Raw genomic sequence first — 22,089 nt, 5'->3', positions numbered from 1 at the left:
AGACCAGGAATGCCGAGTGCCATTTCGCGTTTTGCCAAGTTCGCGGCCATTGCCGTTCTGACGAGCGCTACAGTTTTTGCCTCCCTTGGCGATGCAGAAGCACGCCGGGCCGGCAGCGGCGGCTTCGGAAGCCGCGGTACCCGCACCTTCCAGGCTCCGCCTGTCACCTCAACTGCGCCTGCGCCCGCCGCGCCGATCGAACGGTCGATGACGCCGCGCCCGCAGACCACGGCACCCGCCACAGCACAGCAGCCCTTCGGCGCCCAGCGCCCCGGTCTCTTCGGCGGATTCGGCCGTTCGATGATCGGCGGCCTGATTGCCGGCGGCCTCCTCGGCATGCTGCTCGGTCACGGTTTCGGCGGCGGCTTCGGCTTCCTCGGCATGCTGCTGCAGATCGCGCTGATCGGCGGTGCCGCCATGCTCGCCATGCGTTATTTCGCCAACCGCCGCCAGCCTTCCTACGGCGCTGGTGGCCAAAGCGGTTCCTTCAGCCGGTCCTATAATATGTCGCCGGCCAACCATTCGTCGTTCCATATACCGGCGATCGGTTCGGGTGCCGGTTCAGGGTGGTCCTCGCGCGGCAACCGACCGAGCGACGAGATCGGGCTGGCGCAGGCCGATCTCGATCAGTTCGAGGAATTGCTGACCGACGTTCAGACCGCTTACGGTGCCGAGGATTACGCCACGTTGCGCCGGCTGACGACGCCCGAAGCGATGTCCTATCTGGCCGAGGAACTCGGCGAAAACGCCACCAACGGCGTGCGCAACCGCGTCTCCGATGTCAAGCTGCTACAGGGCGACATTGCCGAGGCCTGGCGCGAAGACGGTCAGGAATATGCGACGCTCGCCATGCGTTACTCCTCGATCGATGCCATGGTCGAACGCGACAGCGGCCGCGTCGTTTCTGGCGACGCTCGCCGCCCGAGCGAAAGCATCGAGGTCTGGACCTTCGTACGCAAACCCGGCGCCGACTGGAAGCTCGCCGCGATCCAGGGAAGTGAGCAGCGCGCCGCCTGAGGTGGCGCGGTCCGAGGGCAATCCGTTGCAATTGAGATTGGAGCTATTTGTCGAAGCGCCGGAGCAATCGCTCAGTTTCTATCGGCGGATTCTGGGCTTTGAAATCCAAGGCCCGACAAACGCGGACTATACTTTGCTGACGAACGATGACGCAGTCATCGCGATCAATAGGCGAAGCGCCCTTTCGAGCGATCATCCGTTGCGGATCGAAACCGGCGAGAAAGTTGGTCTTGGTGTCGAGATCGTTTTAAGCGTCACCGACATTGAGGGTGCCTATCGCAAGGCGAAAGAGAGCGGCTGGCCACTCACCGATCTTGCCTTGCAGCCTTGGGGACTTCGTGACTTTCGCCTCATCGATCCTGACGGCTATTACGTCAGAGTGACCAGCCGACATACGAGCTGATTGTGTGTGAGCAGCGCGCCACAAAGTGGAGCGTGCGGGAACCCCGGCAACGGGTCATACCGAACGTCGTCGCGGTCGCTCATCCATCATCGGCCTTCCGGATCGACTCGAAGTCAATTGACCGCGACCGGTTTGGAGCGCATGCGCGAAACCGTTTCGCGCTCCGCCCGCTTGCAGCGCATCGGCGGCAGGACGCGATCCATCAGGTCCATGTCCTCGAGCACCATGTCGCCCATCTTCTTGAAGGCGCTGTCGAGCGCGCCGGCGCGGTGGGCCGAGCGGATGAAGCCTTTGAGGTTCCGCACCGGATGGTCGGGCGGCAGCGGTTCTTGCGGATAGACGTCGCTTGCTGCAACGATATGGCCTGACGAGACGGCCGCCATCAGCGCTTTGAAATCGACGACATCGGCGCGGCTGAGCAGGATGAAGGCCGCGCCTCTACGCATGCTGGCGAAGGCCTCTCTGCCGAGAAACCCCTTGTTTTCGCTGGTGACGGCCGCGACGACGAAGACGAAGTCGCTCTTCGTCAGCACATCCTCCAGGCTTGCGGGTTCGACGCCGTTTTCCTCGAGGATCGAGCGGGGCAGCCAGGGATCGAACACTCTGACGCGGGCCTTGAAGCCGGAGAGCAGCCGGCGCAGCGCTTTGCCGAGATCGCCGAAGCCGACGATGCCGATCTCGGAGCCGGCGATCAGCCGCGCATTTGCATTGCCTTCCCCGCCCCAGAGTTCGTTGCCCTCGCGGAACGCGCCATCCGCGTCGACGATGCCGCGCGCCAAGGCGATCGCGAAGCCGAGACCGATTTCGGCGACCGGCTCGGCAAAGACCTGGCCTGTGGTGACGACATGGATGCCGCGCTCGAAGAGCACCTCATAGGGCATGTTGTTGAGAAGATTGCTTTCGACGTTGAGGATCGAGCGCAGGGCCGGCATTCTCGCCAGCGTTTCCGCCGAAAGCGGCGGCTGGCCGATGATGTAACGCGCCCTGCCGAGGATCTCGTCACCAAGGCCGGCGATATTTTCCGGATCGGCTTCGACGATCTCGTATTTGGCATGCAGTTCGGCGCGCGCCTTTTCGGTGAAGATCAGATCGAGCGTGCGCGGCTCAGGCGCGCTGATCGCCAGCGGCCGGTCGGTGTTTGTCATCGGCATCTCCTCCATCGCGGCAGTTTGCGCCATCTCGGTGGGACGATTGATAGCCTCTGTGCGGGAGCCTTTCCAGTTCACGAAAGGAAGAATTCGAAACAAGCCGGCGCTTCTCCGCGTCGACCTTCGCTGCTGCGGCGCTGTCGAAAGCGGCATCTGCCTACTAGATAAGCACTTGAATTGGCTTGGCATTTGCTCTGAATACAGCGTTGACGGCGCAAACGCTTTGAACTAGCTTGATGCCCGCGCCTGGACCCATGCCTTTGTTCAGCGGCCGCAGGATACTCGAAACTCGCGAGGTGAATGAGCAATGAAATCAGCACTCAAGAGCGGCCTGCTGGCTTTCGCCGGCGCAGCGCTTCCAGCCGTTGCCTCCGCCCATCCCGCGATAGGCGATGCTGCTGGTTTCAGCCATGGCTTTGCCCATCCGATGTCGGGCCTCGATCATGTCCTCGCCATGGTAATGGTCGGCGTTTTTGCATTCCAGCTCGGCGGCCGCGCCACCTGGCTCGTGCCGACGACCTTCGTTCTCGTCATGGCGCTCGGTGGCGCCCTCGGCGCCGCCGGTATCAATGTTCCCTTCGTTGAATTGGGCATCGCGCTTTCCGTCGTCGTCCTCGGCGCCATCGTTGCGCTTGATGTCAAGGCGCCGCTCGCTGCAGCGCTCGGCATTGTCGGGCTCTTTGCGATCTTCCACGGTCACGCACACGGCGCCGAAATGCCGGATAACGCTGCCGGTGCCGCCTATGCTGCCGGTTTCATGATCGCGACCGCGCTGCTGCACCTCACGGGCCTTGCTCTTGGTTACTTCGTCGGCCGCGCCGGTGAACGTCGGGGCGCCTTCGTGACGCGCGCGGCCGGCGGCATCGCCGCCATATCGGGCGTCGGCATCCTGGCCGGCTTGATCTGAGCCGGCTCAATCGGCGGCGGGCTTAAACGCCGCTCGTTATACCAGTCAAATCAGAACGCCCGGCATGCGTAGCGCATTGCCGGGCGTTTCCGTGTCATGACTGCAAAGTGCTGCGGAATTGATCCAAGTCAAATCCGACCGCGTCGCTTCCTGTTATATCCGACGCACGATCTGAACGGCCATCCATATTGACGCAGGGCCGCCTTGACGATTGTCGGCGGGGCGCGAAGGTCGATATAGTGATTTCAGAAATTACTGAAATCACAGACGCAACGGAAAAGACTATGAACCTGCCGCCTCTCGTCCAGTCCTTCGTTCTCCATTTCGGCGAAATGGGTTCCCGCTGGGGAATCAACCGCACGGTCGGCCAGATCTATGCCCTGCTCTACGTCTCGCCCGCGCCGATCTGCGCCGAGGAGATTGCCGATGCACTCGGCATTTCGCGCTCCAACGTCTCAATGAGCCTGCGCGAATTGCAGGCGTGGAACCTCGTGCTTCTCAAACACAAGCCGGACGACCGCCGCGATTTCTTCACCACGCCCGATGACGTCTGGCTCATCTTGCGGACGCTTGCCGAGGAGCGAAAGAAACGGGAAGTCGATCCGACGCTGTCGGTGCTGCGTGAAATCCTGATGCAGCGGCCGGCGAGCGACGCCGAACGGCATGCGCAGGCGCGCATGAGCGAGATGCACACGCTGATCGAGCAGCTGACGCATTGGTATGAAGACGTAAAACAACTTGAAACGGAAAGGCTTGCAACGCTACTCTCGCTAGGCGCGAAAGTGACGAAGCTTCTGGAGGCCAAGGACCGGGTCGTTTCGCTCGGCCGCAGCCGCCGGCCGAATCCTGCGAACAAGAGTTAGCGCCATGGGCACTGCTTTCTTCGACGCGAGAGATAAACCGGAGGTACAGCCGCGGGATGGCGATGCTGTTTCGTCCCGCCGTGATCCGGTAAAAAGCGGGCTGCGCAGAGCGGCGATACTGCAGTCATTGGCCGCAGCCTTCTGGATTCCGCAAGCTGCATTGCTGGCGATCTCGGGCGGCCGCATCGCCGCTGGCGGCGGATTGCAGGGCGTTGTCTGGCCGGCCCTCGGCCTCCTCGCGCTCGGAATGGCAAGAAGCTGTTTCGACGCCGCTGGCGGCCGCCTCGCCTTTCATATCGCGCGCGTCGAACTCAGCCGCAGACGGCAGATCGCCACCGCCGCCCTTTCCCTGTCATCGCCGATCGATCGCAGCCGGAAGGCCTCCGGCAAGGCCGCAAGTATCGTCGGCGAGCAGGCCGAACTGATCGTGCCCTACCTCGCCCGTTTCTATCCGGGACGCATGAAGGCGAGCCTTGTGCCGCTGATCATCCTCGCCTGCATCCTTCCGGTCTCCTGGATTGCTGCGCTTGTGCTGTTGTTCGCCGCGCCGCTGATCCCGATCTTCATGGCGCTGATCGGTTGGCGTGCGCAGGCGGCCAGCGAAAAGCAACTCGTTGCAACGGGTGGCCTCAACGGCTTCCTACTCGATCGACTGCGCGGACTGGCGACGATCCGCGCGCTCGATGCGGTTGATGCGACCGCGCTGCGGCTGCGCCGCGAGTCGGAATCGCTGCGCCTGCGGACCATGGCAGTGTTGAAGATTGCCTTTCTCTCCTCGGCCGTGCTTGAGCTTTTCGCAGCACTCGGCGTGGCGATGATTGCCGTCTATGTCGGCTTCAGCTTGCTCGGCGAAATCCGCTTCGGCACTTGGGCAGGCCGGCTCGACTTGACCGAGGGGCTGTTCATCCTGTTGCTGGCGCCCGCCTTCTTCGAGCCGCTGCGCGAACTTTCGGCCGTCTGGCACGATCGGGCCGCCGGCGAAGCGGCACTGAAAGCGTTGGATACGCTGGCTGCAGGTGGTTTGCCGATCCGGGGATCGGCAGATGCAACTGTGGGTGCCGTGACCGGGGCGCCGGCCATCCGTCTTGAAAATCTCGCCTTCCGCTACGGCGCCGACGAACCGCTTATTCTCAACGGTTTCAACCTCGATATGGCTGCCGGCGAACATCTGGCGTTGCTCGGCGCCAGCGGTTCCGGCAAATCGACGCTTCTTTCGCTGATATCAGGGCTGGCGCCCTGCGCCGACGGGCGCATCGTCATCGGCGGTGCCGAGCTTGCAGATGACACTGCCGGCAGCCTGCGCGGGGCAATGGCATGGATCGGCCAGAAGCCGCATATCTTTGCCGGCACGATCGCAGGCAATATTTCGCTCGGCAGGCCGGGCATCGCACGTGGTGATGTCACGGATGCGCTTGCCACTGCAAGACTCGAAAAGGTGGCTGAGGCCTATGGCGGCCGGCTGCTCGGCGAGGGCGGCATCGGGCTTTCCGGCGGAGAGGCGCTGCGGCTGGCGATTGCGCGCGCGGCCTGCAATCCGCATCTGAAGATCATCCTCGCCGACGAGCCGACCGCGCATCTCGATGCGGCCACCGCCGCCGAAGTGACCGAGAGCCTGCTCTTGCTTTCCAGGGGACGCACTTTGATCGTCGCGACCCACGATCCACTGCTTGCCGCCCGTATGCATCGCACCATCCGCATCGACGCCGACTGTATCGTAAGGGAGGCCGCCGAATGAGCAGATATGCTGCAGACCTCAAGCCGATCCTGCGGCTGTTCTTTGCCGAGCGCCGGCGTGCACTGCTGCTCGGCGCAGCACTTTCGGCAGCGACGGTCATGGCCGGCATCGCCCTGCTCGGTCTGTCCGGCTGGTTCATCACCGCCACTTCGCTTGCCGGCCTTTCCGCCGCCGCCGCCATCACCTTCGACGTCTTTGCGCCTTCGGCCGGCATCCGGCTGCTTGCGATCATCCGGACTGTGGCCCGTTACGGTGAAAGGCTTGCAACCCATGACGCAACGCTCGGCGTGCTCACCGCTCTTCGCGAAAGGCTGTTTCGCGGCTTTGCCGAAGCGGGTGCGGCGCGCGCCCTGTCGCGCCGCCCCGCAACGCTGCTGTTCCGTCTGACGGCCGATATCGATGCGCTCGATTCTCTCTACCTGCGCATTCTCGTGCCGGCCGCGGTCGCTGTGGGGGCAGCCCTGGCTGCGAGCGTGGTGCTGGGGATCATGCATCCACTGTTCGGCCTGTTCTCCGGTCTCTTTCTCTCTGGTGCCGGCCTCGGCCTGCCTTTGATCGCCGCTCGGGCGGCGCGCAAACATGCCCGCAGGCGGGCCCATGGCATCGAGGCGCTGCGGTCGCGGACGATCGACCTCGTCGCGGGCCAGACCGACCTCCTGATGGCCGGCCGGCTCGCCGCGCAGAGCAGCGCGATCGCTGCGGCCGATCATTATGCCGGTCGCGCCGACGACCGGCTGAACCGCGTCGAAACTGGCCTGACATTCGGCTTCGGTCTCGTCTCCACCCTGCTGTTGACGGCGTCGCTGCTTGCCGTCGCCGCGCTTGCGGAAACCAAGGCGATTACCCCTCCTGTCGCAGCCCTCGGCCTGCTCGTTGCCTTCGCGGCCGTCGAACCTTTTACGGCGCTGCGCCGCGGCGCCCTGGAACTTGGGCGAACGCTGCTTGCGGCAAAGCGCGTCGCCCCGCGGCTTGCTGCCGCTGAGGCATCCGAACCTTTGGCGGCGCCACTGTCGGGATATGCTTTTTCACTGGCTGCTGTGACTGCCTTCCATGAGAATTCTGCCGTGCCGGCGCTCGTGGGCATAGACCTCACGCTCCCGCAGGGTGAACGCCTGGCCGTCATCGGCAGCAGCGGCGCCGGCAAGTCGAGCTTGCTCGCCCTGCTTTCCGGCGAATTGCCGGCAAGGGCCGGAACCGTTGCGGCGGTCACGGCAACCTTGCTGACGCAGCGGACGGAGCTCTTCGAGGACAGCCTGCGCGGCAATCTCGCTCTTGCCAACCCGGATGCAAGCGAGGCCCGCCTTCGTGAGGCGCTCGCCGCCGCCGGTCTGCTCGGTGATGTCGAGGCCATGCCGCGCGGGATTGACACGTTGCTCGGCGAAGGCGGGCTCGGCCTTTCCGGCGGCCAGTCGCGCCGGCTGGCGCTGGCCCGGCTCTTCCTGCGCGACACACCGCTCTGGCTGATCGATGAGCCCACAGAAGGCCTCGACGGCGCCACCGCCCGTAATGTGCTCCAGCGCCTTTCGAAGATGGCAGCTGGCCGCTCGCTGGTGATCGCAACGCATATCCGCCGCGAGGCTGCCATCGCCGACCGCATCGCCGTCGTCGAAGGCGGCCGCATTTCAGAGATTTCGCGCCGCGGAGAGGCGGCGTTCGAAAAGGTGCTCGACCGGCTTCGGCCGGATTGAGCGATACCGCATGCCCTCAGGCGCCGGCCGGCGCTGAGGAACGCTCCGTACCGCGTGGGACCGTGGGAGAAAGACAATGGAACTAGATATCGTAGCGCTATCGCGCTTCCAATTTGCGCTGACGGCGCTTTACCACTTCCTGTTCGTGCCGCTGACGCTCGGCCTGTCCGTGCTCCTGGCAATCATGGAAACCGTCTATGTCATGACCGGCCGCCAGATCTGGCGGCAGATGACGAAATTCTGGGGCACGCTATTCGGCATCAATTTCGTGATCGGCGTCGCCACCGGCATCGTCATGGAATTCCAGTTCGGCATGAATTGGAGCTATTACAGCTATTATGTCGGCGATATCTTCGGGGCGCCGCTGGCGATCGAAGGCCTGATGGCCTTCTTCCTCGAGGCGACTTTCGTCGGCCTGTTCTTCTTCGGCTGGGACAAACTCTCGAAGGTCGGCCATCTCGTCGCCACCTGGGCGGTAGCGCTCGGCTCGAACTTCTCAGCCCTCTGGATCCTCATCGCCAATGGTTGGATGCAGAACCCGGTGGGATCGGCGCTCAATCCGCAGACGATGCGCATGGAGATCACAAGCTTCTTCGAAGTCGTCTTCAATCCCGTCGCCCAGGCAAAATTCGTCCACACGGTATCGGCTGGTTATGTCTGCGCCTCGATCTTCGTTCTCGGCGTCTCGGCCTGGTATGTGCTGAAGGGCCGGTATATCGAGCTTTCCAAGCGCTCGATGACGGTCGCTGCCTCCTTCGGCCTTGCCTCGGCGCTCTCGGTGGTCGTGCTCGGCGACGAGAGCGGTTATCTCGCGACCGAGAACCAGAAGATGAAGCTCGCCGCGATCGAGGGCATGTGGAAGACCGAGCCGGCGCCGGCCGCCTTCACCGCCTTCGGCTTCCCGGATCAGGAAGCGCGCGAGACGCATTTTGCCGTGCATATCCCATGGATCATGGGCCTGATCGGCACCCGGTCGCTGACAACCGAGATCCCCGGTATCGACAAGCTCGAACAGCAGGCCGAAACCCGCATCCGCGACGGCATCAAGGCTTACGACGCCTTGATGCAGATTCGCGCGGCGCCGAAGCAGGACCAGGTGGCCCAGGAGGTGCGCAGCTCTTTCGAGGATCTCGGCCATGATCTCGGCTACGCCCTTCTTCTGAAGCGCTATGTCGATGACCCGCGCCAGGCGACCGAGGAGCAGATTGTCCAGGCCGCGCGCGATACGATCCCGCATGTGCCGACGCTCTTCTGGTCCTTCCGCATCATGGTCGGACTCGGCATCTTCTTCATCCTGCTGACATCAACCTTCTTCTGGCTGTCGGCGCGGCGCCACCTCGACAAGTACCCGCTGCTGCTGCGGATTGCGGTGCTGGCGATCCCCCTGCCCTTTGTCGCCATCGAGCTCGGCTGGGTCGTCGCCGAATTCGGCCGCCAGCCCTGGGTGATCGAAGGCGTGCTGCCGACCGCGGCAGCCGTCTCCAGCCTCGGCGCCGGCACCGTGCTTTTGACGATCATCGGTTTTGCCGCGCTCTACACGGTGCTGATCGTTATCGAGATGAGCCTGATGATCAAGGCAATCAAACAGGGGCCGGAGCCGGACGACGAGCCGGAAGCCGTGCTGATTTCCGAAACCCTCGTCCCGGCCGCGGAGTGACCTCCATGATCCTTCACGAACTCATCGACTATGAAACCCTGCGCGTCATCTGGTGGCTGCTGCTCGGCGTGATACTAATTGCCTTTGCGACGACGGGCGGCTTCGATCTCGGCGTCGGCACACTTCTGCCTTTCGTCGCCAGGACGGATACGGAACGGCGCGTGGCGATCAACACCATCGGCGCCACCTGGGAAGGCAACCAGGTCTGGCTGATCCTTGGCGGCGGCGCCATCTTCGCCGCCTGGCCGCCGCTCTATGCGGTCTCCTTCTCGGGCTTCTATCTGGCGATGTTTGCGATCCTGTTCGCGCTCATCCTGCGCCCGGTCGGCTTCAAATACCGGTCGAAACGGGAAAGCGCCCGCTGGCGCAACGGCTGGGACTGGGCGCTCTTTGTGGGTGGCTTCGTGCCGTCGCTGATCTTCGGCGTCGCCGTCGGCAATGTGCTGCAGGGCGTGCCCTTCCGCTTTGCCGACGATATGCGGATCTTCTACGAAGGCTCGTTTTTCGGTCTGCTCAACCCCTATGCGCTGCTCTGCGGGCTGCTTTCGGTCGCCATGCTGACGATGCACGGCGCGGCCTGGCTGGTGTTGAAAGCGAGCGGCCTGGTTGCGGAACGGGCCAGAAGCTATGGCAGCATCGCTGCTCTTGCCGCTATCGTGTTCTTTGCCCTCGGCGGTCTGTTTCTGTGGACCGGCGTCGACGGCTATCGCATCACCAGCGATATCAGCCCGATCGGGCCGTCCAATCCGCTGCTGAAGACCGCGGTGCTCGAAAAGGGCGCATGGCTTGTCAATTACACCGCGCATCCGTGGATGATCCTGGCACCGGTCCTCGGCTTTGCCGGTGCGGCATTGGCTTTCATCGCCATGCGGGCAAGGCGCGAGGTGATGACGCTGCTCCTCAGCAAACTCGCAATCTTTGGCATCATCTCGACAGTCGGTCTCTCGATGTTCCCGTTCATCCTGCCCTCCTCGCTCGATCCACGATCGAGTCTGACGGTCTGGGATGCATCCTCCAGCCACATGACGCTGTTCATCATGCTGGTGGTGTCGGCGATATTTCTGCCGATCATCTTTGCCTACACGGCCTGGGTCTATAGGGTTTTGTGGGGCAAGGTCGATGAGCAGTCCGTCACTGACAAAAACAGCCACGCCTACTGAGGGAGACGAAACAATGTGGTATTTCGCATGGATCCTTGGCCTGCCTCTGGCCGCCGCCTTCGCCGTCCTCAACGCCATGTGGTATGAGTTGATGGACGACGCCGCGAGAAAAAGGGCGTCCGAAACACGCAGGTAGATATGGAAAGGGCGCGGCTTCAAACCGCGCCCTTTGCTCTTTCGTCAGCCTTCCAGCCATTTCACCTGATCAGGCGTCAGCTTGATGTCGAGCGCCGAAAGGCTGTCTTCCAGCTCGGCGACGGTGCGCGGCCCGATCAGCGGAATGACCGGGAAGGGCTGAGCGATCACATAGGCGAGTGCGATGTGGATTGGATTGCGGCCGAGCTTGTTGGCAAGTTCGATGGCGCGATCGCGGCGTCCGAAATTGCGCTCGGAATACCACACCCGCACGATCTCCTCATCATCACGCTTGTCGCGGCCGGCGCGGTCGGTAAAGAAGCCGCGGCCCTGGCTCGACCAGGCGAAGTTCGGGATCTGCTTCTCGTTCAGCCACTTCTTCCAGTCGTCATCGGAGGCGGCGACGCAGCCGGCCCAGATCGGATCGAGCATCTCGGCGAGCGAGAAGTTGTTGGAGAGCGTTGCCGGTGCCGCCTTGCCGGTCTTTTCGGCATAGGCGATCGCTTCGTCGAAACGCGCCCGCGTCCAGTTCGAACCACCGAAGATGCCGCGGATGCGGCCGCGCTTGACCTCGGCATCCATGGCATCGACGAACTCGCCGACCGGCACGTCGGTATTGTCGCGATGCATGAAATAGATGTCGACATAGTCGGTCTTCAGCCGGGCGAGCGACTGGTCGAGCTGCTTGGCGATCATATCGGGATAGCAGAGCGGCGAATGCGCGCCCTTGCCAATCAGAACGATCTCCTCGCGCGGCACTTTGCGGCTGGTGTGCCAGTCGCCGAAGATCGCCTCCGTCTTGCCGGCGCCATAGACAAAGGCCGTGTCGAAGGCATTGCCGCCGGCTTCGTAGAAAGCGTCGAGGGTCAGCGAGGCGGAGGCGAAGTTCGGGAAGAACTCGAAGCCGAGGGTGACGACAGAAGCCGGCTTGGAAATGCCCGGAATCTGACGCTGCGGAATGCTGTTGCCGCGCTTGACGATGCCGCCTGCAATGTTGGCCGTGCGCTTGACGGCTTTCTCGACGCCGTATTCGAGACCGACCGAGGCGCGCCACTGGTCGAGCACGCGCAGGTTTCCGATCGAATCGGCCCAGCTCATGCCGGGAGTGCTGAACTCGGTCTTGCCGGCGCGGATGGCGTCGCCTGCCGCGTCCGCCTCGAAGGAATAGAGCCAGCGCTCTTCCTTGATCTCGACGGTTTCCTGTTTGCCGCCCTTGAAGATCTCGATCTTGCCGACACCGCCCTTATGGCCGGAGGCGAACCAGAAATCGGCGACCTCGATCCGGCCTTCGGAGCCGATGATGCGCAGCACATTGTCCTGCTGGGCCATGATCGAGCAGGAGACTTCGGCGATGATCTCGTTCGGGAACTTGAGCACTGCGGACGCCCATTCATCGACGCCGCTCTCACCGAGATGGGCGACGCCGGAAACTTTCTCCGGTTCGAGGAAGGCTTTACCTTCCGCCGCGCCAGCGATCAGCCTCGCCATGGAAACTGGATAGCCGCCGACATCGAGAATGCCGCCGCCGGCGGTATCATTGGCGAACAGCCGGTGTTCCGGTTTGTAGCTGCCCATGTTGAAGCCGAAGCTCGAGCGGATGATGCGGACGTTGCCGATGATGCCGCTCTTGATGAGTTCGACCAGCTTTTCCGTCTGCGGATGCACGCGGTACATGAAGGCCTCGCCGGCAAACACACCGGCCTTCTTGGCTTCGTAATAAACGGCTTCGGCATCATAGGCCGAAAGCGCGATCGGCTTTTCCACCAGGATATGCTTGCCCGCACGCGCGGCCTTGATTGCCCATTCGGCGTGGCCGGTATGGGGCACGGAAATATAGATCGCATCGACCTCGGGGTCGGAAAGCAGCGCCTCGTAACCCTCGACGATGCGGGCACCCGGGAAATTCTCGGCAAGGCCCGGCTTTGCAGGATTGCGGGTGGCGATCGCCACCAGTTTGCCGGTGCGCGAATGGGCGACGCCATCGGCAAAGGTGCGGGCGATGGTGCCGGGGCCGATGATGCCCCAGCGGATCGGTTGATCGGAAGTCATGGAAACCTCTTTCGTCTTTCTGCCTTGGGATTGCGGTTTAGCGAAGCCGTTTGCCGGCGCCGTCGAAAAGGAATGTGTGGCGCGCGGGAAGGCCGACGGTCAGCGTTTCGCGGTTGCCGGCGGTGCGCGATTCCGGACGCTCGATGATCAGCTGCTCGCCGCCGATGGCGGCGTAGATATAGCTGGTATTGCCAAGATGCTCGGCAACGTCGATTGCGACGGTGAGATCGGCATCCCCCATGCCGGCATCGACGAAATGTTCGGGACGGATCCCGAGCGTCACCTTCGTGCCGGCTTCGATGGCTTCGTTGACGGGCAGCGGCAGGCGCGTATCGGCGTCACTTTCCAGCGCGACCACCACCCTGCCCGGCTGCCGCTCGACCACCACGGCTTTCAGGAAATTCATCTTCGGTGAGCCGACGAAACCGGCGACGAACTGGTTGGCCGGATCGTCGTAAAGGTCGAGCGGCGCGCCGATCTGTTCGATATTGCCGGCGCGCAGCACGACGATCCGGTCGGCAAGCGTCATCGCTTCCGTCTGGTCGTGGGTGACGTAGATCATCGTCGTACCGAGCTGCTTGTGCAGCCTGGAGATTTCGACCCGCATCTGCACGCGCAGTTCGGCATCGAGGTTCGACAAAGGCTCGTCGAACAGGAAGACCTCCGGTTCGCGGACGATGGCGCGGCCGATCGCGACGCGCTGGCGCTGACCGCCGGAAAGCTGTTTCGGCCGCCGGTTCATCAGCTCGGTGATCTGCAGGATCTCGGCCACATGGCGCACGCGCCGCTCGGTATCTGATTTCGGGTTGCCGTTCATCCGCAGGCCGAAGCTCAAATTTTCCTCGACCGTCAGGTGCGGATAGAGCGCGTAGGACTGGAAGACCATGGCGATGCGGCGATCGGCCGGCTCGACGTCGTTAACGACCCGGCCGCCGATCCGAAGCTCGCCAGATGTAATATCCTCGAGACCCGCTATCATCCGCAGCAGCGTGGACTTGCCGCAGCCGGAGGGGCCGACGAAGACGACGAATTCGCCGTCCTTCACCTCCAGATTGGCGCCGTGGATGATCTCGAAGCCGCCGAAGCGCTTGATGATGTTGGTGAGTGAAAGCTCTGCCATGCGGCCTCCCCGATTATTTAATTGCGCCGGCGGCGATGCCGGCGATGAAATGACGCTGGAGAGCCACGAAGACGACGAGGATCGGTGCCGTCAGCAGCACCGCGCCGGCCATGATGCCGCCCCAGGAGACCTTGGTGAGTCCGATCAGCGTTCCCAATGCCACAGGCGCCGTCATCATTCCGGGTCTGGAATTGATCAGCAGCGGCCAGAGATAGTTGTTCCACGACACGAGAAAGAGGATGATCGCCAATGCGGCCATCGTCGGGCGCGCCAATGGTAGGGCGATGCGCAGGAAGATCTGCCATTCCTTGACGCCCTCGACGCGGGCCGCATCGAAAAGCTCGCCGGGCATCATCGAGAAGGACTGCCGCATGAACAGCACGCCGAGCGAATTGAAGAGCGGCGGCACGATCAGCGCCACCCAGGTGTTCGCCAGTTTGAATTCGCGTGCCACCATGATGAATTGCGGGATGACAACCACCGAGAACGGCAGCGTGATCGTGCCGAGGATGATGGCAATGACGATGGAGCGTCCAACGAAACGATAACGCGCCAGCGCCCACCCCGCCATCGAGGTCAACATCACCGAGAGCACGGTGTAGATCATCGCGACGCCGATAGAGATCACCATTGCGCCGATGAAATCGGTATCGGCCTGCAGGTTCTTGAAATTCGCAATGAAGTTGGTCGATGGCCAGAGCACGATGTCGGGGCTGAAGATGCCGTTGTCGGGCATTGTAGAGAAGACGAACATCATCCAGAGCGGAAACAGCCAGAGCAGTGCCAGCGGCGCCAGCGCAGCGTGCAGCGCGATCTGACGGATGAGAAGGGATTGCGACTTGGATCTCATTTCGGGTCCCTTCCGATCCAGAGATTGAAGAGGGAGATCACCACGGCGAGAGCGGCCATCGTATAGGCGATCGCCGAGGCATAGCCGAAGTTCAGCGCGGTGAAACCCTGGCGGTAGAGGAAGAGGCCGAGCGTCTCCGTGCCGCCGCCCGGACCACCGCGATTGGTGATGAGGAAGGGCTCGGTAAAGAGCTGCATTGTGCCGATCACCGAGAGCACCACACAGAAGAGGATGATCGGTTTCAAAAGCGGCAGGGTAATGTGGAAGAATTGCTGTGTCTTGCTTACCCGGTCGAGCGTCGCGGCCTCGTAGACATCGTCCGGAATCGACTGCAGGCCGGCCAGGATGATGATGGCATTATAGCCGGCCCAGCGCCATGTGACGGCGAGGATGATCACCGCCATCGCCGCATTGGCGTTGTCGAACCAGGATATCGGGCTGAAGCCGATTGCTGAGATCATCTTGTTGATGATGCCGAAATCGAGGCTGAACATCAGCCGGAACACAGCCGCATATGCGACCTCGCCGACGACGACGGGGGCAAAGAAGGCGAAACGGAAAAGCGGGCGCGCTTTCAGGAGCGGCGAATTGAGCAGCACGGCCATGACGGTCGCCAGCGCGATCATCACGGGCACCTGGATCACCAGAATGATCAGCGTGTTGTAGAGGGCGTTATAGAAGGCCGGATCGAAGAAGAGCCGGCCCCAATTGGCCTGGAAACTGTATTTCCACGGATTGATGCGGGTGTTCTGAAAGGAAATCAGGAATGAATCGATGATCGGCCAGACCCAGAAGGTGGCAAAGACCAGCAGATAGGGAGCGAGGAACGCATAGGCGCTCCGGGTTCTGAATGGCATCGAGCCTCCTCCACGTAAAACGGACGAATGACCCGCCCGCCCTACGGCAGGCAGAAAGCCGGGCGCCTGAAGCGCCCGGCATCGTCATTCATTGCGCGATCGGAAGTCCGGTTGCCGCAGCGATCTGCTTGGCGGCATCGTCGAGTGCCGTCTTCGCATCGGGATAGCCGCCTGCGAAGAATTTCGCCTGCGTTGCCCTGAAGATGCCTTCTGCATCGCTCTGGAAGGCGGTGCCGCGGCTCGGCACGATTTTCGGCAACGTCGCCAGGATATCGGCCCAGACCTTCTGGCCGCCCCAATAGGCCTGCGGCTCGCTGACGAAGGGATCTTTCTCGGCAGAGAGCAGCGACGGCACCAGGCCGAATTCCTTCAGCATGGTGACCTGACCCTCGTTCGTGCCAAGGGCGTAGTTGACGAATTTCCAGGCGGCTTCCTTGTTTGCGGAGGTTGCCGAAATGGCGAGCGACGAACCGCCGAGATTGGCGGCATGCGGGCCATCGGCCGTCAGGCTCGGCATTCTGTAGACGCCCCACTTGCCCTTGAGATCAGGCGAGGTCGAGCGCACGGTGCCTTCATACCAGCCGCCATAGAGCTGGCTTGCCGCCTTGCCGGCGGTGTTGGCCTGGATTTTTTCATCCCAGTTGGCCGCCGTCAGCGTGCCAGCATCCTTCATCTCCTTCACTTTCTGCAGCGAGGCGACGCAGGCGGGCTGGTTGATGGTGATGTTCTGGCCATCGGTCGAGAAATAGCCGCAGCCCTGTTCATTGGCGATCATGCGGAACCATTCGCTGTCGCCGTTGAAGTCGGCCTGGGCCATGACGGTGCCGGGATTGGCGGCGGAAATCTTCTTGCCGGCGGCGATGAAATCGTCCCAGGTGCTGATCGTGCTCGGATCGACGCCGGCCTTTTCATACATGTCGCGGCGGTAGAAGACGGCGACGGGACCGGAATCCCATGGCATGGCGTAGGCGACATCGCCGACCTCGAGCTCGGTGCGCTTGAAGTCGGGAAACTTCGACTGGATATCGGCGGTGTAGCCGAGTTCCTTCAGATTGGCGAAGCAATCCGGGAAACGGCTCCAGAAGATTTCAGCCTCGAAATTCTCGATGCTGACGATATCGGGCAGGCCGTCGCCGCCGGCAGCGCAGGCAGCGAGCGTCTTGTCGAACACCTGGCTGTTTCCAAGGTCCTCGACGGTGACCTTGATATCGGGAAACTGTTTGTTGAAGCCCGGAAGCGTGGACTTCAACGCCGAGGCGGCGACATTCCAGCTCCAGATGGTGAGATTGGCCGACTCAGCGAATGCAGAGCCGGTAGCGAGCAGTGCGATCGCTGCGGTCGCAGCGAGAAGTTTGAAGCGCATTGAAAATCCTCCCTTTTCAATTGCCGATCTTTCACGAACGCGGTTAGACTATCTGCAAGGGAGCGGGTGTCTCCTAAAAAGGGAACATGGACTTGGCGGAAAGTAAGGTCGGCACGAGTGCAATCTATCAGCCCGGCGCAAGCAGTATCGAGGGTTCGCCGACGGCGCTGCAGATGTTTCATGCCCATCCGCTCGTCATGGCCATGCCGCACTGGCATGCGCAGGTCGAGGTCAACTACGTCATGCGTGGCACTGTTCACTATCGGATGAGTGACCACGAATTCCGACTGAACGCCGGGGAAATGTGCCTGTTCTGGGGTGGGCAGCCGCATCAGATGGATGAATCCTCGGATGATTCGCTCTATGCCGGCGCCCATCTGCCGCTCATCTATTTCTTCCGACTGCGTCTGCCGATCAGCGTTTCCAGCCGGCTGATGAAGGGCGAGACGCTGCTGACCTCGGCAACCGATGCCGCCGACAACGAGAACTTCGCCCGCTGGTCTCGCTATTCCAAGTCTGGCGATGCCGCCAAGGCCCAGCACGCGGTCGACGAGTTGCTGCTGCGCATCGAGCGCATCGCGCTCGAACCCTATTCGATGACGACGTCGAAGACGGCCGTCAGCCTGGAAGGCGATCAGCCGCATCCGAATTCCTCCCGCAGCGTCGCGCGCATGTGCGATTTCATCGCCGCCAATTTCCTGCAGGACATCGATTCGGTCGATATTGCCCGCGCCGCCGACCTGCATCCGAAATATGCGATGAACCTGTTCAAGCGATCGACCGGCATGACGCTCAGCAAATATGTGACGCTGCTCAGGCTATCGCGCGCCCAGGCGATGCTGATGAGCGAAGGCGCCAATGTGCTGCAGGTGGCGATGGACAGCGGCTTCGGCTCGATCAGCGCCTTCAACAAATCCTTCCGCCACATCGCCGGGATGTCGCCGTCGGACTTCCGCCGCGATATAAGGCTGGTGACGACGATCCCCGCCGGCGCCTTCCGGAATTAGCTGTGGATCTTCCGGTTTACCGTTTTTCGGCGAGCTCGATCTGAATGCCATCGGGATCGCGCAGGAAGGCGACCTTGTGAAGGACCTCGGCGTTGACTGCCAGTCGCGGCCGCTCCTTGATCTCGACGCCGGCCTTTTCCAGCCGGGCGAAAGTCTCATCGACACTGTCGAACAGGAAGGTTAGATGGCGCAGGCCGGCCGTACCCTCCGGTACATCGACCGCCCTTGCCGCGCCGGTCGCCGGTGCGACGATTTCAAGCATGCCGCCACCGGCGTCGAGAAAGGCGATCTCTCCGCCGTCGGCCATGACCTTGCGTAAATGCAGGCTGAGGCCGAGCAGACCGCAGTAGAAATCGACCGTGCGGTCCATATCGCTGACCGTCATGCCGACATGCTCGAAGGATTTCAGCATGGGGCGCCCTTCCCTGCTCAGCCGGCAGCCGCGCGTCGCTGTTCCTCCGGAAGCCAGGAGCGATAGAGCGGATGATCGGCGGCGATCGGCATCGGCGTCGGCCGTCCGGTGCGCTGCGAGAAATAAGCGGCCGTTACCAGTTCCAGCGAATTGCGGGCATCCTGCAGCGTCACTGGCGGTTCCTTGTCCTCGACGATCGCCTTATGGAAAAGCTCGAACTGACGGGTATAGCCGTCCTCGCCGGGCACGTAGGCGGCGAGCGCCGCGTCGATTTTCGCCTGATGCTCCTCCGTCCCCGCGGTGAAGACCCAGGGATCGCGGCCCATCGTATAGGGCTCGATGATGCTTTCGGCGACGAGATCGCTGAAGCAGAAGCGCAGCCGCGAAATTTCCTGGCGCGAGCCGAGCGTCATCGACAGCGTCGCCAGCGAGCCGTTCTGCATCTTCACCGAAAGGGCCGCCGTATCCTCCACCTCGATCGGATTGACCAGCGTCGCGCCATAGGAAAACACCTCGGCGCAGGGACCATGCACATAATTCAGCATGTCATGGGCGTGTATGGCATGCCCGAGAAGGCCGCCGCCGAGCTCGCTCGCCCATTTGCCGCGCCACGGCACAGCGTAATAATCCGGGCCGCGCCACCAATGGGTCTCGATCGTCGTCAGGAAGGGCTTGCCGGCGAGGCCTTGCTCGATCAGCAGTTTCAACTTCTGAAGGCCGGAGCCATAACGATACTGGAAGATCGGCATCAGCCTCCTGCCGGGAAAGCGGGCGAGGATGCGGCCCATTTCATCGACCTCGGCAATCGAACCGAAAAGCGGCTTTTCGCAAATCACATGTTTGCCGGATTCGATGCCCTTGCGGCACAATTCGAAATGCGAGCTCGGCGGCGTCGATATGTCGATGATGTCGAGATCGTCGCGGGCAAACAGCGAATCCGTATCCTGCGTATATTCGGCAATGCCATATTCCTGGCACAGCGCCCTGCCGCGCTCCTCATCGAGCGAGCAGAGCACGGGAACCTCGAAAAGATCCTTGTTCCAGCCGAAGCCGGCCAGATGCCGCGCGGCAATGCCTGCGCCGATGACGCCGACGCGCAATTTCCTGGTCATGATATCCTCCTCAGCGAGCGCCGATGCGCGCGGCTTTCATCTGGGCTTCGAGCGAAAGGCGGCAAACTTCGAAAACGTGATCCTGCGTCATCGCCGTCTGTGTGCGGTTTGCGACGTCGGCGGTGAAAGCATCGAAATAGTCGAGCTTTTCATCGCTGCAATCGATATGGGTCATTTCCTTGCCGTTGACGAGGAAGAGGTGATCCTTGCCCGGCCGGCCGGCGATATCGATATATTTGCGCAGCTCGATATAGCCCTCGGTGCCGAGGATGGTCAGGCGTCCGTCACCCCAGGTCGGCAGCGCTTCCGGGGTGAACCAGTCGACTCTGATATAACCCGCCGCCTTGTCGGAACGCAGCAGCACCTCGCCGAAATCCTGGAAGGCGGGTTTGTCGGGCATGCCGAAATTGCCGATCGAACTGGCGATGACCTCGCCTGTGATCGAACCGGTATAGAACAGGAACTGATCGACCTGATGCGAGGCGATGTCGACGATGATGCCGCCGAAGGCTTCCGGATCGAAGAACCAGTCCGGCCGGGTCGGCAGCTGCAGCCGGTGCGGGCCGACGCCGAGCGTCTGGATCACCTTGCCGATCGCGCCTTCCTTTACCAGCTTGCCGGCTTTGACCGCGGAGCGCACGCAGTGACGCTCGGAAAAACAGATCGAGAAGATTTTGCCAGTTTCGGCAACGGTGCGCTTGACCTCTTCGAGCTGGGCAAAGGTCGTCATGCCGGGCTTATCGGTCATGACATCCTTGCCCGCCTTCATTGCGCGGATGGCAAGCCCGGCGCGGTCACGCGGGATCGCGGCAATGCAGATGACGTCGATCGACGGATCGTCGAACAGTTTCTCCCGATCGATCTGCGGGGCATCGGGATAGGTCTTCTCGAAGGCCTCCCGCAATGCCGGCACGGAGGTCTGCGGGCAATAGCCGACAAATTCGCCGCCCGAGGCAAGCAATCCCTTCACGTGATCGAACGTATGCCCATGGTCGATTCCGACGACGGCAAATCTCAACATCGCTGCACTATCCTCCCGGGATTTTTTGAGCACCGGCTAGGCCGGCATCCTCCATGTCGGAGCAAAACAGATAACGAAAGCTGGCGCCTGTCAAGGCAAGATTGGGAGTGAAATCGTCCGAATGGCAAATTAAATATATGAAATATAATGATAATTTTGTATCTAAATAGTTATTTTGCGACCATTCCGGGGTTTCGAATTCTGCCGAAAAGGCGCCTTTCGATTCGACCGGGCGAAAGTCTTTTTCCCTAGCGTCTCTTGCCCGATCTCAATGAATGTGATCGATTTCAACCGCCGCCGGGCCGGAGGGCGGCGACGACCCCGAAAATTTTCAAGAGCGCTCCCGGCCCGCTGTGACGGAAGATCACCATGACTTATCCCCTTCTCGATGCCGCCGCTTCGGGTGGTCTTTTTGTCGGCCGCGTCTGGAATCCCGAGGTTGCCGGGCCGAGTGTCGTAACTCTTCGGGATGGCTTACTGGTCGATATGACCTCGTGCGAGGCGCCGACACTAAGCGCCCTGCTCGAGAGAGAGGATGCCGCCGGCTTCGTCCGCGCTGCAAGCGGCAAGGTAATCGGCCCGCTGGAGGAAATCGCCGCCAATAGCACGGGAGCGCCGGATGAGGCGCGCGCCTATCTGCTTGCGCCTGCCGACCTGCAAGCGGTCAAGGCCTGCGGCGTCACCTTCGCCCAGTCGATGATCGAGCGTGTCATCGAGGAGAAGGCCGCCGGCAATCCGGATCGCGCCGCAGTAATCCGCGAGCGCGTCAGCACGCTGATCGGCGGCAGCCTCACCAATCTCAAGGCCGGTTCGCCCGAAGCCGCCAAGGTCAAGCAGGCGCTGATCGACGAGGGCATGTGGTCGCAATATCTCGAAGTCGGCATCGGTCCCGATGCCGAGGTCTTCACCAAAGCTCCGGTGCTCTCCTCGGTCGGCTGGGGTGCGGATGTCGGTCTGCATCCGATCTCGACCTGGAACAATCCGGAGCCGGAAATCGTGCTCGCCGTCAACAGCCGTGGCGAGATCAAGGGGGCGACGCTCGGCAACGACGTCAATCTGCGCGACGTCGAAGGCCGCTCGGCACTACTGCTCGGCAAGGCCAAGGACAACAACGCCTCCTGCTCGATCGGCCCCTTCATTCGCCTGTTCGATGCCGGTTACGGCCTGGGTGATGTGCGCAAGGCCGAACTCGATCTCAAGGTAACCGGGCAGGATGGCTTTGTGATGCACGGCAAGAGTTCGATGTCGCAGATCAGCCGCGACCCGACCGATCTGGTCAAACAGACGGTGGGCGCCCATCATCAGTACCCCGATGGCTTCATGCTGTTTCTCGGCACGTTGTTTGCACCGACCCAGGATCGAGGCGCTCCGAAGCAGGGTTTCACCCACAAGATCGGCGATGTCGTCCAAATTTCCTCGGCCGGCCTCGGCACGCTCGTCAATACGGTGCGGCTCTCGACCGAATGCCCGCCTTGGACCTTTGGCATTTCGGCGCTGATGAGCAACCTTGCAAAGCGTGGGTTGCTCTAAGCAATTCCCGCAAAAGTGCGCAGCGGTTTTGCGTCCGGAATTTACGCAAACGCCA

Annotated in this window: 20 protein-coding genes; 11 read left to right on the top strand and 9 right to left on the bottom strand. The window is 62.1% G+C overall.

What is annotated here, in order from left to right:
* Positions 1 to 9 precede the first annotated feature (9 nt).
* Positions 10 to 1,017 carry a Tim44 domain-containing protein gene (locus ATY29_RS20245; RefSeq protein ID WP_097537151.1) on the top strand — a complete coding sequence of 336 codons (1,008 nt, stop codon included), beginning with the start codon at positions 10 to 12 and terminating at the stop codon, positions 1,015 to 1,017.
* Positions 1,018 to 1,042: 25 nt separating this feature from the next.
* Positions 1,043 to 1,420, top strand: a complete 378-nt coding sequence (locus tag ATY29_RS20240) for a VOC family protein (RefSeq protein WP_003571903.1) — start codon at positions 1,043 to 1,045, stop codon at positions 1,418 to 1,420.
* A gap of 113 nt (positions 1,421 to 1,533) precedes the next feature.
* On the opposite strand, the gene ATY29_RS20235 is transcribed toward ATY29_RS20240, so the two are convergent.
* Positions 1,534 to 2,565, bottom strand: coding sequence for a hydroxyacid dehydrogenase (locus ATY29_RS20235; RefSeq protein ID WP_097537178.1), 1,032 nt, complete (start codon positions 2,563 to 2,565; stop codon positions 1,534 to 1,536).
* Positions 2,566 to 2,875: 310 nt separating this feature from the next.
* Here ATY29_RS20235 and ATY29_RS20230 point away from each other — a divergent pair, with 310 nt between their 5' ends.
* From ATY29_RS20230 to cydX, 7 genes are all read left to right on the top strand, one after another.
* Entirely contained in the window at positions 2,876 to 3,475 is a 600-nt protein-coding gene (locus ATY29_RS20230) for a HupE/UreJ family protein (RefSeq protein WP_097537150.1), read from the top strand.
* Between the two features lie 284 nt (positions 3,476 to 3,759).
* Positions 3,760 to 4,338 carry a GbsR/MarR family transcriptional regulator gene (locus ATY29_RS20225; RefSeq protein ID WP_003571898.1) on the top strand — a complete coding sequence of 193 codons (579 nt, stop codon included), beginning with the start codon at positions 3,760 to 3,762 and terminating at the stop codon, positions 4,336 to 4,338.
* A gap of 4 nt (positions 4,339 to 4,342) precedes the next feature.
* Entirely contained in the window at positions 4,343 to 6,073 is a 1,731-nt protein-coding gene (gene cydD, locus ATY29_RS20220) for a thiol reductant ABC exporter subunit CydD (protein WP_097537149.1), read from the top strand.
* On the top strand, positions 6,070 to 7,761 hold the full coding sequence (locus tag ATY29_RS20215) for an amino acid ABC transporter ATP-binding/permease protein (RefSeq protein WP_097537148.1): 1,692 nt from the start codon (positions 6,070 to 6,072) through the stop codon (positions 7,759 to 7,761). Before cydD ends, ATY29_RS20215 begins: the two co-directional genes overlap by 4 nt.
* A gap of 76 nt (positions 7,762 to 7,837) precedes the next feature.
* Positions 7,838 to 9,418, top strand: a complete 1,581-nt coding sequence (locus tag ATY29_RS20210; RefSeq protein WP_097537147.1) for a cytochrome ubiquinol oxidase subunit I — start codon at positions 7,838 to 7,840, stop codon at positions 9,416 to 9,418.
* A gap of 5 nt (positions 9,419 to 9,423) precedes the next feature.
* Positions 9,424 to 10,578 (top strand): cytochrome d ubiquinol oxidase subunit II, encoded by a 1,155-nt coding sequence (gene cydB, locus ATY29_RS20205; protein WP_097537146.1) that lies wholly within the window; start codon positions 9,424 to 9,426, stop codon positions 10,576 to 10,578.
* A 13-nt stretch (positions 10,579 to 10,591) separates the two neighbouring features.
* On the top strand, positions 10,592 to 10,714 hold the full coding sequence (gene cydX, locus ATY29_RS20200) for a cytochrome bd-I oxidase subunit CydX (RefSeq protein WP_003571891.1): 123 nt from the start codon (positions 10,592 to 10,594) through the stop codon (positions 10,712 to 10,714).
* A 44-nt stretch (positions 10,715 to 10,758) separates the two neighbouring features.
* Here the strand turns inward: cydX and ATY29_RS20195 are convergent, their stop codons facing one another.
* The 5 genes from ATY29_RS20195 to ATY29_RS20175 all read right to left on the bottom strand — a co-directional run bounded on the left by ATY29_RS20195 (position 10,759) and on the right by ATY29_RS20175 (position 16,952).
* Complete coding sequence (locus ATY29_RS20195) at positions 10,759 to 12,762, bottom strand: aldo/keto reductase (RefSeq protein WP_097537145.1); 2,004 nt, start codon at positions 12,760 to 12,762, stop codon at positions 10,759 to 10,761.
* Between the two features lie 37 nt (positions 12,763 to 12,799).
* Positions 12,800 to 13,882, bottom strand: a complete 1,083-nt coding sequence (locus tag ATY29_RS20190; RefSeq protein ID WP_097537144.1) for an ABC transporter ATP-binding protein — start codon at positions 13,880 to 13,882, stop codon at positions 12,800 to 12,802.
* Between the two features lie 13 nt (positions 13,883 to 13,895).
* Entirely contained in the window at positions 13,896 to 14,732 is an 837-nt protein-coding gene (locus ATY29_RS20185) for a carbohydrate ABC transporter permease (RefSeq protein ID WP_003571888.1), read from the bottom strand.
* A complete protein-coding gene (locus ATY29_RS20180; RefSeq protein WP_003571887.1) occupies positions 14,729 to 15,589 on the bottom strand; it encodes a carbohydrate ABC transporter permease in 861 nt (286 codons plus the stop codon). The genes ATY29_RS20185 and ATY29_RS20180 overlap by 4 nt, the downstream gene beginning before the upstream one ends.
* Before the next feature lie 88 nt (positions 15,590 to 15,677).
* A complete protein-coding gene (locus ATY29_RS20175; protein ID WP_003571886.1) occupies positions 15,678 to 16,952 on the bottom strand; it encodes an ABC transporter substrate-binding protein in 1,275 nt (424 codons plus the stop codon).
* An 86-nt stretch (positions 16,953 to 17,038) separates the two neighbouring features.
* Between ATY29_RS20175 and ATY29_RS20170 the strand changes: the two genes are divergently transcribed.
* Positions 17,039 to 17,959 carry a helix-turn-helix domain-containing protein gene (locus tag ATY29_RS20170; protein ID WP_003571884.1) on the top strand — a complete coding sequence of 307 codons (921 nt, stop codon included), beginning with the start codon at positions 17,039 to 17,041 and terminating at the stop codon, positions 17,957 to 17,959.
* A 16-nt stretch (positions 17,960 to 17,975) separates the two neighbouring features.
* Here ATY29_RS20170 and ATY29_RS20165 read toward each other — a convergent pair whose 3' ends face one another.
* Genes ATY29_RS20165 through ATY29_RS20155 form a run of 3 tightly spaced genes read right to left on the bottom strand, consistent with a single transcriptional unit; the run spans position 17,976 to position 20,504 of the window.
* Positions 17,976 to 18,371, bottom strand: a complete 396-nt coding sequence (locus ATY29_RS20165) for a VOC family protein (RefSeq protein ID WP_097537143.1) — start codon at positions 18,369 to 18,371, stop codon at positions 17,976 to 17,978.
* A gap of 17 nt (positions 18,372 to 18,388) precedes the next feature.
* Positions 18,389 to 19,483 carry a Gfo/Idh/MocA family protein gene (locus ATY29_RS20160; RefSeq protein WP_097537142.1) on the bottom strand — a complete coding sequence of 365 codons (1,095 nt, stop codon included), beginning with the start codon at positions 19,481 to 19,483 and terminating at the stop codon, positions 18,389 to 18,391.
* Between the two features lie 10 nt (positions 19,484 to 19,493).
* Positions 19,494 to 20,504, bottom strand: a complete 1,011-nt coding sequence (locus ATY29_RS20155; protein ID WP_097537141.1) for a Gfo/Idh/MocA family protein — start codon at positions 20,502 to 20,504, stop codon at positions 19,494 to 19,496.
* Between the two features lie 369 nt (positions 20,505 to 20,873).
* Here ATY29_RS20155 and ATY29_RS20150 point away from each other — a divergent pair, with 369 nt between their 5' ends.
* A complete protein-coding gene (locus ATY29_RS20150; protein ID WP_097537140.1) occupies positions 20,874 to 22,034 on the top strand; it encodes a fumarylacetoacetate hydrolase family protein in 1,161 nt (386 codons plus the stop codon).
* Positions 22,035 to 22,089 lie beyond the last annotated feature (55 nt).

It is taken from the genome of Rhizobium hidalgonense, from assembly GCF_002914525.1.
In the GTDB taxonomy this organism is placed as follows: domain Bacteria; phylum Pseudomonadota; class Alphaproteobacteria; order Rhizobiales; family Rhizobiaceae; genus Rhizobium; species Rhizobium hidalgonense.
The sequence above is the reverse complement of the archived record's forward strand: the minus strand, read 5'-3'. Positions and strand labels throughout refer to the sequence as shown.

Excerpts from the sequence above, each read along its gene's own strand:
- ATY29_RS20245 (WP_097537151.1), top strand. The coding sequence starts at position 10 with ATGCCGAGTGCCATTTCGCGTTTTGCCAAGTTCGCGGCCATTGCCGTT.
- ATY29_RS20235 (WP_097537178.1), bottom strand. The coding sequence starts at position 2,565 with ATGACAAACACCGACCGGCCGCTGGCGATCAGCGCGCCTGAGCCGCGC.
- ATY29_RS20230 (WP_097537150.1), top strand. The coding sequence starts at position 2,876 with ATGAAATCAGCACTCAAGAGCGGCCTGCTGGCTTTCGCCGGCGCAGCG.
- ATY29_RS20225 (WP_003571898.1), top strand. The coding sequence starts at position 3,760 with ATGAACCTGCCGCCTCTCGTCCAGTCCTTCGTTCTCCATTTCGGCGAA.
- cydD (WP_097537149.1), top strand. The coding sequence starts at position 4,343 with ATGGGCACTGCTTTCTTCGACGCGAGAGATAAACCGGAGGTACAGCCG.
- ATY29_RS20215 (WP_097537148.1), top strand. The coding sequence starts at position 6,070 with ATGAGCAGATATGCTGCAGACCTCAAGCCGATCCTGCGGCTGTTCTTT.
- ATY29_RS20210 (WP_097537147.1), top strand. The coding sequence starts at position 7,838 with ATGGAACTAGATATCGTAGCGCTATCGCGCTTCCAATTTGCGCTGACG.
- cydB (WP_097537146.1), top strand. The coding sequence starts at position 9,424 with ATGATCCTTCACGAACTCATCGACTATGAAACCCTGCGCGTCATCTGG.
- cydX (WP_003571891.1), top strand. The coding sequence starts at position 10,592 with ATGTGGTATTTCGCATGGATCCTTGGCCTGCCTCTGGCCGCCGCCTTC.
- ATY29_RS20195 (WP_097537145.1), bottom strand. The coding sequence starts at position 12,762 with ATGACTTCCGATCAACCGATCCGCTGGGGCATCATCGGCCCCGGCACC.
- ATY29_RS20190 (WP_097537144.1), bottom strand. The coding sequence starts at position 13,882 with ATGGCAGAGCTTTCACTCACCAACATCATCAAGCGCTTCGGCGGCTTC.
- ATY29_RS20185 (WP_003571888.1), bottom strand. The coding sequence starts at position 14,732 with ATGAGATCCAAGTCGCAATCCCTTCTCATCCGTCAGATCGCGCTGCAC.
- ATY29_RS20180 (WP_003571887.1), bottom strand. The coding sequence starts at position 15,589 with ATGCCATTCAGAACCCGGAGCGCCTATGCGTTCCTCGCTCCCTATCTG.
- ATY29_RS20175 (WP_003571886.1), bottom strand. The coding sequence starts at position 16,952 with ATGCGCTTCAAACTTCTCGCTGCGACCGCAGCGATCGCACTGCTCGCT.
- ATY29_RS20170 (WP_003571884.1), top strand. The coding sequence starts at position 17,039 with ATGGACTTGGCGGAAAGTAAGGTCGGCACGAGTGCAATCTATCAGCCC.
- ATY29_RS20165 (WP_097537143.1), bottom strand. The coding sequence starts at position 18,371 with ATGCTGAAATCCTTCGAGCATGTCGGCATGACGGTCAGCGATATGGAC.
- ATY29_RS20160 (WP_097537142.1), bottom strand. The coding sequence starts at position 19,483 with ATGACCAGGAAATTGCGCGTCGGCGTCATCGGCGCAGGCATTGCCGCG.
- ATY29_RS20155 (WP_097537141.1), bottom strand. The coding sequence starts at position 20,504 with ATGTTGAGATTTGCCGTCGTCGGAATCGACCATGGGCATACGTTCGAT.
- ATY29_RS20150 (WP_097537140.1), top strand. The coding sequence starts at position 20,874 with ATGACTTATCCCCTTCTCGATGCCGCCGCTTCGGGTGGTCTTTTTGTC.